Genomic DNA, 17710 nt, shown 5'->3' on the forward strand with positions numbered 1-17710 from the left:
TGCGGCTCATGAAAAGCAGGGTGACAAACCGGTTCCGCATCGGCCCGGTCGATCAGATGGTTCAACAGGTCCGATGCTTAAGAGCGCGGTGGGCGCGGCCAATTGCCGTCGCCTGCGTGCTTTCGTGAATGGATAAGAAAAACAATGGCTAAACAGGACGAACTGGTCTTTGTGCCGCTTGGCGGCGTGGGTGAAATCGGCATGAATCTGGCGCTTTACGGCTACGGGCCGGAAAGCAAGCGCCAATGGATCATGGTGGATTGCGGCGTAACCTTCGCCGGCCCGGATCTGCCGGGCGTCGATCTGGTACTGCCTGACATCAGCTATATCGCCGAGCAGAAAAAGAACCTCAAGGGCATCATCATCACCCACGCCCATGAAGACCATTATGGCGCGCTGAACGATCTCTGGCCCGGCCTCAACGTGCCGGTCTATGCCTCGCCTTTCACCGCCGGCATGCTGGAAGCCAAGCGCGCCTATGAGGGCACGCGCGCCGAAATTCCCGTGACGATCTTCAAGGCGGGCGACCGCATCAATGTCGGTCCGTTCGAAATCGAGGCGGTCGGCGTCAACCACTCCATTCCGGAGCCGATGTCGCTGGTCATTCGCACGCCGCTCGGCAATGTCATCCACACCGGTGACTGGAAAATCGACGAAGCCCCGTCGCTCGGTCCATTGACGGATGAAGCCCGTTTCCGCGCCATCGGCGAAGAAGGCGTGCTGGCGCTGATGTGCGACAGCACCAATTCGGTCCGCGATGGTGTATCGCCGTCCGAACACGAGGTTTCCGAAGGCCTGCGGCAGATCATCGAAAATGCCGAGGGTCGTGTGGCCGTCACCACCTTCTCCTCCAATGTCGGTCGCATCCGCTCGATTGCGCAGGCCGCGGAAGCAGCCGGCCGCGAAGTGCTGCTGCTCGGCTCGTCGCTGAAGCGCGTCGTCAACGTCTCGCAGGATCTCGGCATCATGGAAGGCATCAAGCCGTTCCTCGCCGAAGACGAATATGGCTATATTCCGCGCGACCGGGTGGTGCTGATCCTGACCGGTTCGCAGGGCGAGCCGCGCGCCGCACTCGCCAAGCTTTCGCGTGACGAGATGCGCAACGTGGCGCTGGCTTCCGGCGATACCGTTGTGTTTTCCTCGCGCGCCATCCCCGGCAATGAGAAGGCGATCATCGACATCAAGAACGGCCTCATCGAGCAGGGCGTCCATATCGTCACCGACAATGAGGCGCTGGTGCATGTCTCGGGCCATCCGCGCCGCAACGAACTTCTAAAGATGTACGAATGGACGAAGCCGCAGATCGTCGTGCCCGTCCATGGCGAGGCGGCGCATCTGGTGGCGCAGAAGGAACTCGCCGAACAGGCCGGCATCTCGCAGGTGCCGAAGGTGCGCAACGGCAATGTTCTGCGCCTTGCGCCGGGTCCGGCGGAAGTCATCGACGACGTGCCGCATGGCCGCGTCTTCAAGGATGGCAATCTCGTCGGCGACATGGACGAGATGGGCATCAGCAATCGCCGCAAGCTGTCCTTCGCCGGCCATGTGGCCGTCAATGTCGTGCTGGATAGCCGTTATGACTTCCTTGGCGACCCCGATGTCGTGCCTTTCGGCCTGCCGGAATTCGACGACGAGGATGAGGCGATGGAGGACACGCTTTATGACGCCGTGCTCGGCGCCGTCGAAAGCATTCCGCGTGCCCGCCGCAAGGATCTGGATCTGCTGCGCGAAGCGGTGCGCCGCGCCGTGCGCGCCGCCGCCAACCAGAGCTGGGGCAAGAAGCCGATCGTGACGGTTTTTGTAACCAAGGTCTGAGCCGGGAGCTTCCCGGCAGTCGGCCGGGGCGTCTGTCTCTTTCCCGATGATTCCAGGGCCGTGCCGCAAAGCGCGGCCCTTCTGTTTTTCTTTTAGGGTTTCTTGCGGAGAAGTGATTCCGATCCGCGGATGAATGCGTTACAAGAAGCCCATTGTGCAGGAGGATCACATGCCGCTTCTTTCGGCCTTCGCCGTTTATTTCATCGTCTGGTGGACGGTGCTTTTCATCGTGCTGCCGATTGGCCTGCGCACCCAGGATGAGGAGGGCGATGTGGCGCTGGGCACGGTCGCCAGTGCGCCATCAAGGTTCAAGGGCGGGCGGATCGTTTTGTGGACGACCCTGATCTCGGCCCTGATCTGTGGGCTGTGGTACGGCGGAACCTGGTGGTTCGGCGTCAGCCTCGATGACCTGCCGAGAATTATTCCCGTTTTCGATTGAAAAGCTGCGCATGTGATCGCCGTTCGCGCGCATCTGCGCACTCAGACTGGCGGTGAGCCCATGGTCGCGGCAGTTTCCGGCGGATATGAGCGGGATTCTGTCATATGGATGTCATATCTGTCGTGCACACAGCAAGAACGTGCTCGGTGCCTGATTCACCGTCATAATTTTACCGGAATATAGCGGCGGGGCGGGGTTTTTTGTGTAGAAGCAAAAAAAAACAAGGCCTTTCAGCCTTGTTTTCCAGGTTTCGCGTGATCTGTAACCGTTGCCGGGGCTGCGAACGAGCGCGCCTAAGATCTGATCCTCCCAAGACTGACCGCGAAAATGACAAGAATTTAAACTTCCTGCCTCTTTTGTAAGCTAAAGCTAGCTCAAACCCCCATGCTTGTCATCTCATTTTTTGCATATTTGTTACAGTCGGCAAAAAATTCTCCGTGGTGCAATTTGTCGCACCGGATCAAGAATAATATTCCGATCAAAGCGTTTTGACGCGAATTAGCTATCGCGAAAATACCGCAAAATCGCCTTTAACGCTCTTTTCATGGCGGGTTTTCATCTCGGCCGGAAACGGCTATATCCGGCGCCAATATCCCTCTATTCGGGGCGATTCCCGCGCCTTTGCGCGCTGTCGTCCGCATCAATGGAAGCCGTCATGCGTCTCAGCCGTTATTTCATGCCCATCCTGAAGGAAAACCCCAAGGAAGCGGAGATCGTCTCCCACCGCCTCATGCTGCGCGCCGGCATGATCCGGCAGCAATCGGCTGGCATCTATTCCTGGCTGCCGCTCGGCAAGCGCGTGCTGGACAAGGTGAACAGGATCATCCGTCAGGAGCAGGATCGCTCGGGCGCCATCGAGCTTCTGATGCCGACGCTGCAATCGGCCGAGCTCTGGCAGGAAAGCGGTCGTTACGATGACTACGGCAAGGAAATGCTGCGCATCAAGGACCGTCAGGACCGCCAGATGCTCTACGGCCCCACCAATGAGGAGATGATCACCGACATCTTCCGTTCCTATGTGAAGTCCTACAAGAACCTGCCGCTGAACCTCTATCACATCCAGCTCAAGTTCCGCGACGAGGTGCGTCCGCGTTTCGGCACCATGCGTTCGCGCGAGTTCCTGATGAAGGATGCCTATTCCTTCGATCTGACCAAGGAAGACGCGATCCATTCCTATAACAAGATGTTCGTGGCTTACCTGCGCACCTTCGAGCGCCTTGGCCTGCGCGCCATTCCGATGCGTGCCGATACCGGCCCGATTGGCGGCAATCACAGCCATGAATTCATCATTCTGGCCGATACCGGCGAATCCGAAGTCTTCTGCCACAAGAGCTTCCTCGATCGCGCCGTTCCCGCCGAAAACACCGACTTCGACGATGTTGCGGCCCTGCAGGGCGTATTCGACGAGTGGACGGCCGATTATGCCGCCACGTCCGAAATGCATGACGAAGCCGCCTATAACGCCATTCCCGATGGCGAGCGCCTTTCCGCGCGCGGCATTGAAGTCGGCCACATCTTCTATTTCGGCACCAAATATTCCGAGCCGATGGGCGCGAAAGTGCAGGGTAAGGATGGCAAGGAACACCCTGTCCACATGGGTTCCTATGGTATCGGGCCGACACGCCTTGTTCCCGCCATCATTGAAGCATCGCATGACGAGAACGGAATCATCTGGCCGGCCTCGGTCGCTCCCTTCGATGTCGTGATCATCAACATGAAGGCTGGCGATGCTGCCTGTGATGCGGCTTGCGAAAAGCTGTATTACTCGCTCTCCAACGCCGGCAAGGATGTTCTTTACGACGACACGGACGACCGTGCGGGCCAGAAATTCGCCACCGCCGACCTGATCGGCGTGCCGCTGCAGATCATCGTCGGCCCGCGTTCGGTCGCGAATGGTGAAGTCGAAGTGAAGGATCGCAAGACCGGCGAGCGGGAGACCGTGACGATCGAGGCGGCGATGAACAGGGTGCTTGGCTAAGAGCGAGCTGAAGACGGAGCGGCTTCACCCGAAGTCCGCTCCGGTTTCGTAACGCAGATGCCGCAGAAATATGGGCCGGTTTTCGGAAAAGACCGGCCTTGCAGTTTGAGATCAGGGAGACGACATGGCACAAGCCGAGGCTGACAAGGGTGCGGCTGTTTCCGCCGGGGCAAAAACCGCCCGGCCGTTTTCCGCTTTTGAACGCATGGTGGCCTGGCGTTATCTGCGGTCGCGGCGCAAGGAAGCGTTCATTTCCGTCATCGCCGGTTTTTCCTTCGTCGGCATCATGCTGGGCGTGGCGACGCTCATCATCGTCATGGCGGTGATGAACGGGTTCCGCACCGAGCTCATTTCGCGCATTCTCGGCATTAACGGCCATATGATCGTGCAGCCGATCGACCAGCCCTTCAATAATTATGATGAGCTGGCGAAGAAGTTTGCCGCCGTTCCCGGCGTCACCATGGCCCTGCCGCTGGTGGAGGGCCAGACGCTCGCCTCCGGCCGCGGCGGCGCGGGTTCCGGTGCGCTGGTGCGCGGCGTGCGTCAGGAAGATATCGACAAGGTCAAGGAAGTCGCCACCAACATCAAGACCGGCGATCTGGTTGGCTTCATGGCCGGAGATGGCGTTCTCGTCGGCTCAAGGCTCGCCGCCCAGCTCGGCGTAACGGCCGGTGACGACATTACCCTCATTTCCCCGGAAGGCGACGTGACGCCGATGGGCGTCAATCCGCGCGTCAAATCCTACAAGATATCCGGGGTCTTCGAGATCGGCATGTCGGAATATGACGCCTCGATGATCTATATGCCGCTGTCCGAAGCCCAGCTTTATTTCAATGCCGAAGGCCTCGTGCAGTCCATCGAGCTTTATGTCAGCCGCCCCGACGATGTCGACGGAATCCGCCCGCTGGTGGAACAGGCCGCCGAACGGCAGATATATATCACCGACTGGAGACAGCGGAACCAGACCTTCTTCTCCGCCCTGCAGGTGGAAAGAAACGTGATGTTCATGATCCTCACCCTCATCGTTCTGGTGGCGGCGCTGAACATCATTTCCGGCCTCATCATGCTGGTGAAGGACAAGGGCAGCGATATCGCCATTCTGCGCACCATGGGCGCAAGCTCCGGCTCCGTGATGCGCATCTTCTTCATGACCGGGGCAGCCATCGGCATGGTCGGCACCTTTGCCGGCGTGGCGCTCGGTGTCATCGTCTGCCTCAACGTGGAATCCATCCGGCAGTTCTTCTCCTGGATATCCGGCACGGTGCTGTTTGACCCGCAGCTTTATTTCCTGAGCCAGCTTCCGGCCGAAATGGATATCAGCGAGACCATTTCCGTTGTCATCATGGCGCTGACGCTCTCTTTCCTGGCAACGATCTTTCCAGCATGGCGGGCTTCCAAGCTCGATCCGGTGCAGGCCCTGCGTTACGAATAAGGACCGCTTCGCAATATGGCAAAAAAAACAGTGCTGCGGCTTACTGGCGTCGAGAGAACCTATGGTCAGGGCGAGACGTCGCTTTCCATTCTGCGCAAGGCTGATTTCGAATTGAAGAGCGGCGAGATGGTGGCGCTGGTCGCCCCTTCGGGAACCGGCAAATCCACGCTGCTGCATCTGGCGGGACTTCTCGAACATCCAGATGCCGGCGAGGTCTATATTAACGGCGCCCCCTGCAATGACCTGCCGGATGAAACGCGAACCGCGATCCGCCGCAGCGATATCGGTTTTGTCTACCAGTTCCATCATCTCCTGCCGGAATTCTCGGCCGTGGAAAATGTGATGATGCCGCAGCTTATCGCCGGTCTGACACAGGCCGAAGCCCACAAGCGCGCCAGTGCGCTGCTCGACTATATGCGGGTGGGGCATCGCGGCGAGCACCGCCCGGCGGAACTCTCCGGCGGTGAACAGCAACGTGTCGCCATCGCCCGCGCCGTCGCCAACGCGCCGCTTTTGCTGCTCGCCGATGAGCCGACCGGCAATCTCGATCCGGAAACAGCGCATTATGTGTTCGACGCGCTGGAGGCGCTGGTACGCCAATCCGGCCTCGCAGCGCTGATCGCCACCCACAATCACGAACTCGCCGCCCGCATGGACCGGCGTGTGACGCTGGCCGACGGCAAGATCGTCGATTTCTGAGCTGATGCGCGAGGCACGACCATCGTGCGTCAATTTTTCCATAGCACTCGAAACGATCATTCCCGCCAATTGGGGTGAATGACGGTTCCGGGACGGATTGCGCCAAGCTGGCGAGTCGGTCCGTCCGATGCTCTACAGAGAACGCCTGTTCTCCAAATTTGAATTTTTTCCGAACCCGGGGGTGTTTTTACCTCCGGGTTTTTTCGTTTTGGAGTCAGTGGCTTGCTGTTCTCCATGCGGGAACCGAAGGCGATTCTGCGGCATTAGCAAGGGGAATATCAGCAAAACCCTGTTGACAATCGAACAAAATGAGAACAAAGTTGGAACATAACGAGTAAGGAGAGACCAATGACTGATTTCATCCGTGACGTTGCCGCTTTTGCCTCCATCGCTGTCTTCGTAGCCAGCTTTTCGGTGATCCTCACCGCCCTGTGAAGGGCACGCCGGCGCAGAAACCTGTATGGACGCCGTAAAGCGGTGGACTTTGAGCGCCGGAAATCGGAAAATCGCCCCCTCGATTCAGAATGACAGGATGATGACATGGGCGATGCGGTTGTGCGTGGAGAAACCTCTGGCGAAACGCTGAAAACTCCCGGTTTCGTCCATTTGCGGGTTCATTCCGCCTATTCCCTGCTTGAGGGGGCCTTGCCCCTCAAGAAAATCATGTCCAAGGCCGTCGCGGACGGCCAGCCGGCCATTGCCATTACCGATACCAACAACCTCTTTGTCGCGCTGGAATTTTCCGAAAAGGCGCGCGATGAAGGTTTGCAGCCCATCATCGGCTGCCAGTTGTCGATCGACATGCAGGATGCGGCGGAGGACCGCCGCAACCACAACAGCCACCTTCAGAAACTTCCCGCCATCGTTCTGCTGGCGGCCAATGCCGAAGGTTACGAGCGGCTGGTGGATATCGTCAGCCGCGCCTATCTGGAAGGCGAGGGCAGCGGCCATTCGGTGCATATTACCCGTGCATGGTTGGAGGAAGCCTCCAATGCCGGCCTGATCGCGCTGACGGGCGCCTCCGGCGGTCCGGTGGATATGGCCTTGAAGGAAGGTCACGCTGCCCAGGCGAAAGAACGGCTGCTGACGCTAAAGTCACTCTTCGGTGACCGGCTTTATATCGAATTGCAGCGCCAGTCCGGTTATGACCGTTCCCATGAGCGGCGCATGATCGGCCTTGCTTATGACCATGATATTCCGCTGGTTGCCACCAACGAGGCGTTTTTCCCCTCCAAGGCCGATTACGAGGCGCATGATGCGCTGATGGCGGTGGCGCATAACGCCATCGTCTCCGATGACAGCCGGTTCCGGCTCACGCCCGATCATTACCTCAAAAGTCGACAGGAAATGGCGGCGCTGTTTGCCGATCTTCCCGAGGCGCTGGAAAACACCGTCGAGATCGCGCTGCGCTGCTCCTATGTGCTGAAGAAGCGCGGGCCGATCCTGCCGCGTTTCACCGGCGCCAGCGACGACCCAGAGGCGGCGGAACACGCCGAAGCCGAAGAGCTTCGCCGCCAGGCGGTGGAGGGGCTGGATCAGCGGCTGGCGGCGCTCGGTATGGCGGCCGGCTATACGGAGCAGGACTATCGCGACAGGCTGGATTTCGAACTCGGCGTCATCTCGCGCATGAAGTTCCCCGGTTACTTCCTGATCGTTGCCGACTTCATCAAATGGGCCAAGCAGCACGATATTCCGGTCGGGCCGGGCCGCGGTTCGGGTGCGGGCTCGCTAGTCGCTTATGCGCTCACCATTACCGACGTCGATCCTCTGCGCTTCTCGCTGCTGTTCGAACGCTTCCTCAATCCCGAACGCGTTTCGATGCCCGACTTCGATATCGACTTCTGTCAGGATCGTCGCGAAGAGGTGATCCGCTATGTGCAGGCCAAATATGGCCGCGAGCAGGTGGCGCAGATCATCACCTTCGGTTCGCTGCAGGCGCGCGCGGCCTTGCGCGACGTCGGCCGCGTGCTGGAAATGCCCTATGGGCAGGTGGACAAGATCTGCAAGCTGGTGCCCAACAACCCGGCCAACCCGACACCCCTGTCGAAAGCGATCGAGGAAGAGCCACGCCTGCAGGAAGAGGCGGACAAGGAGCCGGTCGTCGCTCGCCTCCTGGATATCGCCCAGAAGATCGAGGGACTTTACCGCCACGCCTCCACCCACGCCGCCGGTATCGTCATCGGTGACCGCCCGCTGTCGAAGCTCGTGCCGATGTATCGCGATCCGCGCTCGGATATGCCGGTCACCCAGTTCAACATGAAGTGGGTGGAAAGCGCCGGCCTCGTCAAATTCGACTTCCTCGGCCTGAAGACGCTGACGGTGCTGAAGGTCGCCGTCGATTTTGTTGCCAAGCGCGGCATCAAGGTCGATCTCGCGGCGATTCCGCTGGATGACGCCAAAACCTACGAGATGCTCTCGCGCGGCGAAACCATCGGCGTGTTCCAGGTGGAAAGTGCCGGCATGCGCAAGGCGCTGATCGGCATGCGGCCGGACTGCATCGAGGACATCATCGCGCTGGTGGCGCTTTATCGCCCGGGACCGATGGAAAACATCCCGGTCTATAATGCCCGCAAACATGGCGAGGAGGAGCTGGAGTCCATCCACCCCACCATCGACCATCTGCTCAAGGAAACGCAGGGCGTTATCGTCTATCAGGAACAGGTGATGCAGATCGCCCAGGTCCTCTCCGGTTATTCGCTCGGCGAAGCCGATCTTCTGCGCCGCGCCATGGGCAAGAAGATCAAGGAGGAGATGGACAAGCAGCGCGAGCGTTTCGTCGACGGCGCCATCGAGAACGGCGTCTCGAAGCCGCAGGCCAACACCATCTTCGACCTTCTCGCGAAATTCGCCAATTACGGCTTCAACAAGAGCCACGCCGCCGCCTACGCTATCGTGTCCTACCAGACCGCCTATATGAAGGCGCATTATCCGGTGGAGTTCCTGGCGGCCTCCATGACGCTCGATATGGCGAACACGGAAAAGCTCAACGATTTCCGCCAGGATGCCGGCCGCCTTGGTATCGAGGTCGTCGCACCTTCGGTGCAGACGTCGTTCCGGCAATTCGAGACGGGTGAAAACCGCATCTATTATTCGCTCGCCGCCATCAAGGGCGTGGGCGAGGGGGCGGTGGAACACATCGTTCAGGTACGCGACGGCAAGCCGTTCACGAGCCTTGAGGATTTCTGCCTGCGCATCGATCCCAAGCAGATCAACCGGCGTGTACTGGAAAGCCTGATCAATGCCGGCGCCTTCGATTGTTTCGGCCGCGACCGCGCCGAGCTGATCGGCGGGCTGGATCGTATCATCGGTTATGCGCAGATGGCGCAGAACAACCGCGCCATTGGACAATCGGACATGTTCGGCTCCGGTGGTGGAAGCGGCCCGGAAAAGCTCATCCTTCCCGCCTTCCAGCCCTGGCTCGCCTCCGAAAAGCTGCTGCGCGAATATCAGGTGCTCGGTTTTTACCTCACCGCCCATCCGCTCGATACCTATCGCCCCGTGCTGGAAAAGCTGCGGGTGCAGAATTTCGCCGATTTTTCCGCCGCGGTGAAACAGGGCGCGACTGCCGGGCGTCTGGCCGGCACGGTGACCGGCAAGCAGGAGCGCAAGACCCGCACCGGCAACAAGATGGGCATCGTCACCTTCTCGGACGCCTCGGGCCAATATGAGGCGGTGCTGTTTTCCGAAGGGCTCGGCCAGTTCCGCGATCTCCTCGAGGTCGGTAAATCGCTGGTCATCACCGTGCAGGCGGAGGAGCGCCCGGAAGGCATCGGTCTGCGTATCCAGACGGCGCAGTCACTGGAAGAGAAATCCGTGCAGATGCAGAAGGCGTTGCGTGTTTATGTGCGCGATTCCGGCCCGCTGAAAACGGTGGCCCGCCACCTCAATACGAAAGGCGATGGTTCGGTCTATTTCATCGTCATCAAGGATGAGGGCAGCCGCGAGATCGAGGTGGAGCTGACGGAGAAATATCGCATCTCGCCGGAGATCGCCGCTGCGCTGCGGTCCGCGCCCGGTGTCGTCGATGTGGAACTGGTGTGAGGCTTGAGGCCTCACCCGCCGCTCATACCGGCCCTTCTTTGGTCACGGTGATGAAGTCCGTTCCAGCGCCTGTCTCCATCTGGTGACTGATATCGGAAACGGTAATCGAGCTGCCGCTTGAAAGCTCCTGCTCGATCCGGCTGCGTATTTCCACGGGAATTTCGAGGCGGCCGAGCACGGCGCTCAATTGATCGAAGCCGCCCGGCGCTTCGGTAACGGAGATGCCGAGCCGCTTGCGGGCAGCCGCCGGCAGATGGTTTTCCAGCGTCACGCCGTTCCATTCGGCGGTTCCGGCGGCGCGATCTACGGACACGGCTTCGAAGAAATGGGTTCCGAGCGCCACTTCCGGGTCCTTGATGTCGATGGCTGCTTCGAACAGCGGCTTGAAATCCTGCCGCACCATGATCTGGCCGGTCGGCGGGTGGTCTTCATCGGCGGAGGCATAAAGCGCCGTCACGAAGGCGTCGGTCAGAAGCGGGCCGGTGGTTTTCAGCCCCTTCCAGCGCTTGAAACCATTGATGGCGCCGATCGTCATCTCCCCGGCATAACCATCGGCTGAACCGGCATCGAAGCCGAGGCGGGTCAGCACGGTCTGAATATCCATCACCTTTTCCCGCTCGCCGCGCCGGGTGATGAGAATGCGCAGGGGCGAGGGCTCCCTGGTCTTCGCCACCGGCTTGAGGGCCTGGGTCTTTTCATTGACGGCAACCTCGACCGTCCCCAAAGCCGCATCGAAAGTCGCCGGGCGCAATTCCACATCCGACAGAAGCAGCTTGCCGTCATCGGCATCGTCGCGCGGCTGAAACAGCGCTGGATGCTGCACAAAGCGCAGCGAGACCGGCCGGTCGGTGATGATGACATGCACGCCGGTCTTGGTGTCTCCGAAGAGAGACTTCGCGAATTTGGACGGCAGGCGCACGCAGCCGTGCGAGGCCGGATAGTTCGGTACCTTGCCTTCGTGCAGCGCGATGCCGGACCATGTCAGCCGCTGCATGAAGGGCATGGGCGCGGCCGAGTAGATATTCGACTCGTGGTATTTCCGCTTTTCCAGAATCGAGAAGATGCCGCTCGGCGTCTCATGCCCGGCCTTGCCCGTGGAGACTTTCGAGGTAGCGACGATTTCGCCGTTCTCATAAAGCGCGAGCGACTGGTCGCTTTTCGATACCAATATCTGCAGGGACCTGCTGTCAGCGGCAAGCGCCGGAAAGGCAAGAATGCTGGCCGACAGCATGCCGGCCATAAGACGGAGGCGGAGGGACATGACGCAATACACCACATGTACAAAACTTGCCTCACTCAATCACGCGAAGTTTAATGAAGTTTAAGGACCGTCCATTCGCAACATCACTAATTTGTGTAAAATCTAAAATATATCCGGCGCGAGGCGGTGAGGGCAGGATTGCGCGGCCTGTCGCACAATCCCGCAACTGTTATTTGCGCGTTCCGAACGTATAGCCCGTCTCGACGCTGCCCTTGCCGAACTTGTCGCGCAGCTTGTCCATCGCCGCTTCTGCCGCAGCCCGGCGCCCCGCCTGTTTGTCGACGAGATCGGGCGGATCGGCCAGACCCGCATCGCGCAGATCGCTGACGCCGATGCCGATGAGGCGGAACCTGGTGCCGTCCGTTTCCTTTTCCAGCAGCGAAAGGCCGGTGCGGAAAATCCGGTCGGCAAGCTGAGTGGGGTCGTCCAGCTTGCGGTTGCGGGTGCGGAGCTTGAAGTCTGCCGTCTTCATCTTCAGCACCACCGTCTGGCCGGCAATGCCGCTCTTCTTCAGCCGCCAGGCAACCTTTTCGGAAAGCGAGCGCAGGATCGGCACCAGATCCTCATGGCGGGAAATATCGTTGAAGAAGGTGGTTTCGGAAGACACGCTTTTGATGGGGTCGTTATTGTGCACATGCCGCTCGTCAATGCCGCGCGAAAGCCGGAAGAGGCGTTGCCCCATCACGCCATAGCGGCGCATCAGTTCGCTTTCCTCCATTTCCTGCAACTGCGCGATCATGCGGATACCGTCCGCCTCCAGCGTCGCCGCAAAGGCCTTGCCCACGCCCCAGATGGTGGTGACCGGCCGTGTCGCCAGAAAGGACAGCGCCTCCGTTTCGCCGATCACCGAAAAGCCGCGCGGCTTTTGCAGGTCGGACGCGACCTTGGCGAGAAATTTGCAGTAGGAAAGGCCGGCTGAAACGGTCACGCCCACTTCCTTTTCCACGCGCCGGGCGAATTTCGCCAGCACACGGGCCGGTGGATCGTGATGCAGCTTCTCGGTGCCGGAGAGATCGAGAAACGCCTCGTCTATGGAAAGCGGCTGCACCAGCGGCGTCAATTCCTGCATCATCGCCCGGATTTCGCGCCCGACACGGCTGTATTTTTCCATATCCGGCTTGATGACGATGGCGTCAGGACAGGCTTCCAGCGCCTTGAACATGGGCATGGCGGAACGCACGCCGTGAATGCGGGCGATATAACAGGCGGTGGAAACCACCCCACGCTTGCCGCCGCCAACGATCACCGGCTTGTCGGCCAGTTCCGGATTGTCCCGTTTTTCAACGGAGGCATAAAAGGCGTCGCAGTCGATATGGGCAATGCTCAGATCGTAGAGTTCGGCATGATAAACGAGGCGCGGGCTGCCACAGGCGCGGCAACGCCTCAGCCCCTCTGGCTGGCCGGCCAGACAGTCGCGGCAAAAACCGGGATCATAGGGTTGCGACGTGGACATGGGCCGAAAACAAAACCAGAACGTTGCCGACCATACCCCGGCCGTGACAACGGCTCAAGGGGGCGACCCGTCAATACATGCCTGAATCCAGCCCCGGCCCGGAAAAGTGATGCCAGGCGGCCGCCACTGTTTCGGGGGAAGTATCGGTCGCGGCGCAAAACGCCATGAGGTCCGGTTCATGGCTCATCAGAAAATCGGTGAGGCCCGCAAGAAAGCCGGGATCGTTGACGGCCCGGCGCAACATATTGGCCTGCAACCCGCTCAGCGCCAGAAAACGCGCCAGCATTTCCGGTTCGTTTGCCAGCCAGCCAAGTATGGCGGCTGCCGTTTCTTGCGGATCCTGGCCGGCATTGCCTTTGTTTTTCGTATCGCGCAGCATTTCTTCCCCGAAGTTACCTATTTTGAAACCAAATCCCTCTAGCCTTGCGCAACAAATGGACGATGGAATCGGTTCTCTGGCAACTTATATGTCTGGATGAAGGTTTCAAAGCGAAACGGGGACTGCTCACCATGCCCAAGCAGGTCATGATAGTCGAAGACAACGAGCTGAACATGAAGCTCTTTCGCGACCTGATCGAGGCGTCCGGTTATACGACCATCCAGACGCGCAACGGCATGGAGGCGCTCGATCTCGCCCGCAAGCACCGCCCGGACCTCATCCTCATGGATATCCAGCTTCCGGAAGTCTCGGGGCTGGAGGTGACGAAGTGGCTGAAGGAAGATGACGAGTTGCATGTCATTCCGGTCATCGCGGTCACGGCTTTTGCCATGAAGGGCGACGAGGAACGCATTCGCCAGGGCGGATGCGAGGCCTATGTATCGAAGCCGATTTCCGTTCCGAAGTTCATCGAAGTCATCAAGACTTATCTGGGCGATGCGTGAGGCGACTGGGGAACGGTTATGACGGCGAGAGTTCTGGTTGTTGACGATATTCCGGCCAATGTGAAGCTTCTCGAAGCCCGCCTTCTGGCGGAATATTTCGATGTCGTCACCGCCGAGGATGGTTTCAAGGCGCTGGCGATCTGCGACGAAGAGCAGGTCGATATCATCCTGCTCGATATCATGATGCCGGGCATGGATGGCTTCGAGGTCTGCGAAAGGCTGAAGGCCAACCCGAATACCGCCCATATTCCGGTGGTGATGGTCACGGCACTCGATCAGCCGTCGGACCGCGTGCGCGGCCTCAAGGCCGGCGCCGACGATTTTCTCACCAAGCCGGTCAATGACCTTCAGCTCATCGCCCGTGTCAAAAGCCTTGTGCGCCTCAAGGCCGTCAGCGACGAATTGCGGCTACGCGCCGAAACTGCACGGCAGATCGGCATCGAGGAGATGCTGCGCAGCGATGGCCTGATGCAGACGCCCGGCCGCGTGCTGGTTGCGGATGGCCGCGCCAGCTCGCAGGAACGTATCGTGCGGGCGCTGAAGCCGGTTGCCGAGGTCGATGCCGTCACCGAGCCGCAGGCGGCGCTGCTCAAGGCCGCGGGCAATCCGTTCGAGCTCGTCATCGTGAATTCCAATTTCGAGAATTACGATCCGCTGAGGCTGTGCTCGCAGCTTCGCTCACTGGAACGCACCCGCTTCCTGCCGCTGCTTCTGGTGGCGGAGCAGGGGGCGGACGATATGGTGGCGCGGGCGCTCGATCTTGGCGTGAATGATTACATTCTCCGCCCGATCGATCCGAACGAACTCGTCGCCCGCTCGCTGACGCAGATCAGGCGCAAGCGCTACAACGAGCATCTGCGGCTCAATCTCCAGCACACGATGGAACTCGCCATTGTCGACGGGCTGACCGGCCTCAACAATCGCCGTTACCTCGACAACCACCTGAAGATACTCTTCGACCGTGCTGCCGTTCGCGGCCGTCCGATCTCCATCTGCATGACGGATATAGACCGCTTCAAGCTGGTCAACGATACCTATGGCCACGATGTCGGCGATGAGGTGCTGCGGGAATTTGCAGCGCGCATCCGCAGTACGGTGCGCGGCGCGGATCTCGCCTGCCGTTATGGCGGGGAGGAGTTCGTCGTCGTCATGCCCGATACGCCGATGGAACTTGCGGCAAGCGTCGCCGAGCGCCTGCGGGCGATAGTCGAGGACAAGCCTTTTTATGTTCGTTCCATCGACCGGGAATTGAGCATTACCGCCTCCCTCGGCATCGCCACCAGCAGCGGCGCCTTCGGCGCACCGGACGAAATCCTTAAACAGGCGGACAAGGCGCTCTACGAGGCGAAACACGCCGGTCGCAACCGCGTCGTTGCTGCCGCTGCCTGAGCGTCAGCGGCGGATTGACTAAAAATATTGCGCAATCTCTCCGTTATATCCCGGCGAAATAGTTATTCGGGAATACGGGGCGGGCGTCGCAAGACTGCAAGCCATTGACCTTGGATGTATTTTATCGCTTTGCAATGAAAAGATGCAGATTGGCGATATAAATAGAGTTCAAGTTGAAAAATACGTTGAATTCAATCTCTCCGGCAACTATAGTGTGCCAGCTTTGTATACTTAACCATGTTTCCCAGGTGATGTATCTCTGGCTTAAGAATTTGTTGATTTTTATTTTACTTCTGCGCACACTCCCTATTGAGAGTAACAGTTCTTCCGGCGGTTTATCCGTCTTGTGATGATGAATGATAGCGGCTTTAGCCGTCGCGATTTCGCTCGTCAGGGGCTGGTATTGCGTAGTTTGAATGCCCCATGATGCTCAGGTCCGCCGCATCTCCTGAATCGTGGGGTCGGTCGGCTGACGATGTCCGAATCGGTTCCTCGTGCCGTAATCGCATCGTTGGCCGACCGCCTTCTTCCCGAAAATTGCCTGTTCGTGGTGCGCGTGTCGCAGCGTAGCGGCTTGTGCGGTCGTCTTCGTTCACGTCATGTGCGAGGTCGTGATACGGGGCAGGGGCGGATGGCCGTAGCCCTTGGGATACTTCTTCCGAGCATCAGAATGATTGCGGCGGCGGGTGGGGCGTCAGACCATATGGTCGGACTTACCCATGGCTGCTCGCGCGCTTTGCCAGTAACGGCGGCAATTTCCGAGGCAGCGGGGAGGCAGGGCCTTAGTGGCCGCCTGCAAAGCCTCTGGGCGCGGCAAGGCTGGTGGCAGCCTCTTCCTTCGGCACAAACAAAAAACGCGCCCGTTGGGCGCGCTTTTGTCGGAGACCGATCAAGAAATTACTTGATCTTGGTTTCCTTGAATTCAACGTGCTTGCGTACAACCGGGTCGTACTTCGTCTTCGTCATCTTGTCCGTGAACGTACGGCTGTTCTTGGTGGTGACGTAGAAGGTACCGGTGTCGGCTGTCGACAGCAGCTTGATCTTGATTGTTGTAGCTTTCGCCATGGTCGTCCTGCCTTTAAACAAAAGAGAAGCCGCAGGCGCTTCTCACCTCGGCTAAATCTGGCGCGAAACTACGTATCGCGCCTGAAAAGTCAAGCCTGTTTTGCCCGGAAAACAAAACGGACGATATAAAGCACCACGTAAAGCCCGAAAAATACCGCCAGCGACCAGGCAAAGCCGTCGGTTCCGGCAAGGTCCATGGAAATGCCCACGGCCTGCGGCCCCGCAATCGTGCCGACGGCGTAACAGAAGATGAAGGCGGCATTGGCGGCGACCAGATCGGCGCCTTTCAGGCGCGATCCGAGATGGGTGAGGCCGACAGTATACATGCCGGAGACCAGCCCGCCCCAGAACAGCAGCAGGGCCGCCACCAGAAGCCAGCTTTCCACCAGGAAAGGCAGCGCCAGTGTGCCGCAGACGCCGGCAAAGGCCATCAGCCCCAGCATCGTCCTCCGGTCTTTCATCCGGTCTGAAAGCAGGCCGATTGGTATCTGGAAGACCATATTGCCGATGCCCATCACGGTAAGGAGAAGCGCTGCCTGCGATTCGTTGAAGCCTTCCCGCGTCGCATAGATCGGAAACAGCGAAAGGCCGCCGGCCTGCACCGAACCGAAGACGAAGGCAGCCGCGGACGCCATGGGCACCAGCCAGACATAACGGACGAAATGGTGGTTGGGCCGTTCGTCCAGCTCCGGGCTTTCGCCGCGCGCCATGAAGATCGGGATCGCGGCGAGCAGGATGATCGCCGCGCCGACTAGAAACGGCAATATGCCTTCGCTGCCGACCACGGAAAACAGCAGCGGACCGACCGCGAAGCCGACCGCAAGGCCAGTGGCGTAGATGCCGAGAACCATGCCGCGTTTTCTGGGCGGCGCGGTCATGTTGATCCAGTATTCGGAGAGGATGAAAAGCGTGGTGGTGGCGCCGTGGAAAATGATTCGCAGCGGAAACCACATCCAGAAGGCTTCGGCGAAATAAAAACCGAGCGCGCTCAGCGCCGAAACGACGACCGCGAACAGCATGGTTCGCGCCACGCCGAAATCATGGGCGATCTTGGTGGTCACGGGGGCCGCCATCATCGCTGCGACGCCGGCCATGGCCGAATTCACCCCGATCATGGTGGAGGAGATGCCGCGCTTCTCAAGGATGATCGACAGGAGCGGAAGGCCAAGGCCGATGGCGACACCGACCGCACTGATGGCGGAAATGGCGGCGATCAGTGAGGGCCAGTGAATGGCGTCCGCTTCTTCGCATTTCATTTG

The 17710-nt window shown here is 59.6% G+C and carries 13 protein-coding genes; 8 read left to right on the forward strand and 5 right to left on the reverse strand.

What is annotated here, in order from left to right; all coding sequences use genetic code 11:
- Window positions 1-144: 144 nt before the first annotated feature.
- The 6 genes from FGF54_RS05010 (at window position 145) to dnaE (ending at window position 10401) form a co-directional block, all read left to right on the forward strand.
- Window positions 145-1812: a ribonuclease J gene (locus tag FGF54_RS05010; protein ID WP_003521510.1), complete on the forward strand. Its 1668-nt coding sequence runs from the start codon at window positions 145-147 to the stop codon at window positions 1810-1812.
- Between the two features lie 133 nt (window positions 1813-1945).
- Window positions 1946-2251, forward strand: a complete 306-nt coding sequence (locus FGF54_RS05015) for a DUF1467 family protein (RefSeq protein ID WP_003521509.1) — start codon at window positions 1946-1948, stop codon at window positions 2249-2251.
- A 655-nt stretch (window positions 2252-2906) separates the two neighbouring features.
- Entirely contained in the window at window positions 2907-4229 is a 1323-nt protein-coding gene (gene proS / locus FGF54_RS05020; protein ID WP_142779076.1) for a proline--tRNA ligase, read from the forward strand.
- 124 nt (window positions 4230-4353) lie between these two features.
- On the forward strand, window positions 4354-5661 hold the full coding sequence (locus FGF54_RS05025; RefSeq protein ID WP_003521507.1) for a lipoprotein-releasing ABC transporter permease subunit: 1308 nt from the start codon (window positions 4354-4356) through the stop codon (window positions 5659-5661).
- Between the two features lie 15 nt (window positions 5662-5676).
- On the forward strand, window positions 5677-6360 hold the full coding sequence (locus tag FGF54_RS05030) for an ABC transporter ATP-binding protein (RefSeq protein WP_003521506.1): 684 nt from the start codon (window positions 5677-5679) through the stop codon (window positions 6358-6360).
- Between the two features lie 540 nt (window positions 6361-6900).
- On the forward strand, window positions 6901-10401 hold the full coding sequence (gene dnaE, locus FGF54_RS05040) for a DNA polymerase III subunit alpha (RefSeq protein WP_142779077.1): 3501 nt from the start codon (window positions 6901-6903) through the stop codon (window positions 10399-10401).
- Between the two features lie 22 nt (window positions 10402-10423).
- On the opposite strand, the gene FGF54_RS05045 is transcribed toward dnaE, so the two are convergent.
- The 3 genes from FGF54_RS05045 to FGF54_RS05055 form a co-directional block, all read right to left on the reverse strand.
- Window positions 10424-11662 carry a L,D-transpeptidase family protein gene (locus FGF54_RS05045; protein ID WP_142779078.1) on the reverse strand — a complete coding sequence of 413 codons (1239 nt, stop codon included), beginning with the start codon at window positions 11660-11662 and terminating at the stop codon, window positions 10424-10426.
- 169 nt (window positions 11663-11831) lie between these two features.
- Window positions 11832-13115 carry a DNA polymerase IV gene (locus FGF54_RS05050; protein WP_142779079.1) on the reverse strand — a complete coding sequence of 428 codons (1284 nt, stop codon included), beginning with the start codon at window positions 13113-13115 and terminating at the stop codon, window positions 11832-11834.
- Between the two features lie 70 nt (window positions 13116-13185).
- On the reverse strand, window positions 13186-13494 hold the full coding sequence (locus FGF54_RS05055; RefSeq protein ID WP_142779080.1) for a DUF3572 domain-containing protein: 309 nt from the start codon (window positions 13492-13494) through the stop codon (window positions 13186-13188).
- A 131-nt stretch (window positions 13495-13625) separates the two neighbouring features.
- On the opposite strand from FGF54_RS05055, the gene FGF54_RS05060 reads away from it, so the two are divergent.
- On the forward strand, window positions 13626-13997 hold the full coding sequence (locus tag FGF54_RS05060; protein WP_003521498.1) for a response regulator: 372 nt from the start codon (window positions 13626-13628) through the stop codon (window positions 13995-13997).
- An 18-nt stretch (window positions 13998-14015) separates the two neighbouring features.
- The gene (locus FGF54_RS05065; protein ID WP_020810655.1) at window positions 14016-15386 is read left to right on the forward strand and encodes a PleD family two-component system response regulator; all 1371 of its coding nucleotides are present in this window, start codon (window positions 14016-14018) and stop codon (window positions 15384-15386) included.
- Between the two features lie 897 nt (window positions 15387-16283).
- Here the strand turns inward: FGF54_RS05065 and rpmG are convergent.
- On the reverse strand, window positions 16284-16451 hold the full coding sequence (gene rpmG, locus FGF54_RS05075; RefSeq protein ID WP_003496403.1) for a 50S ribosomal protein L33: 168 nt from the start codon (window positions 16449-16451) through the stop codon (window positions 16284-16286).
- Window positions 16452-16540: 89 nt separating this feature from the next.
- Window positions 16541-17707, reverse strand: coding sequence for an MFS transporter (locus FGF54_RS05080; protein ID WP_168208118.1), 1167 nt, complete (start codon window positions 17705-17707; stop codon window positions 16541-16543).
- Window positions 17708-17710: the final 3 nt, after the last annotated feature.

It is taken from the genome of Agrobacterium sp. T29 (assembly GCF_006970545.1).
GTDB classification, from domain to species: domain Bacteria; phylum Pseudomonadota; class Alphaproteobacteria; order Rhizobiales; family Rhizobiaceae; genus Agrobacterium; species Agrobacterium leguminum.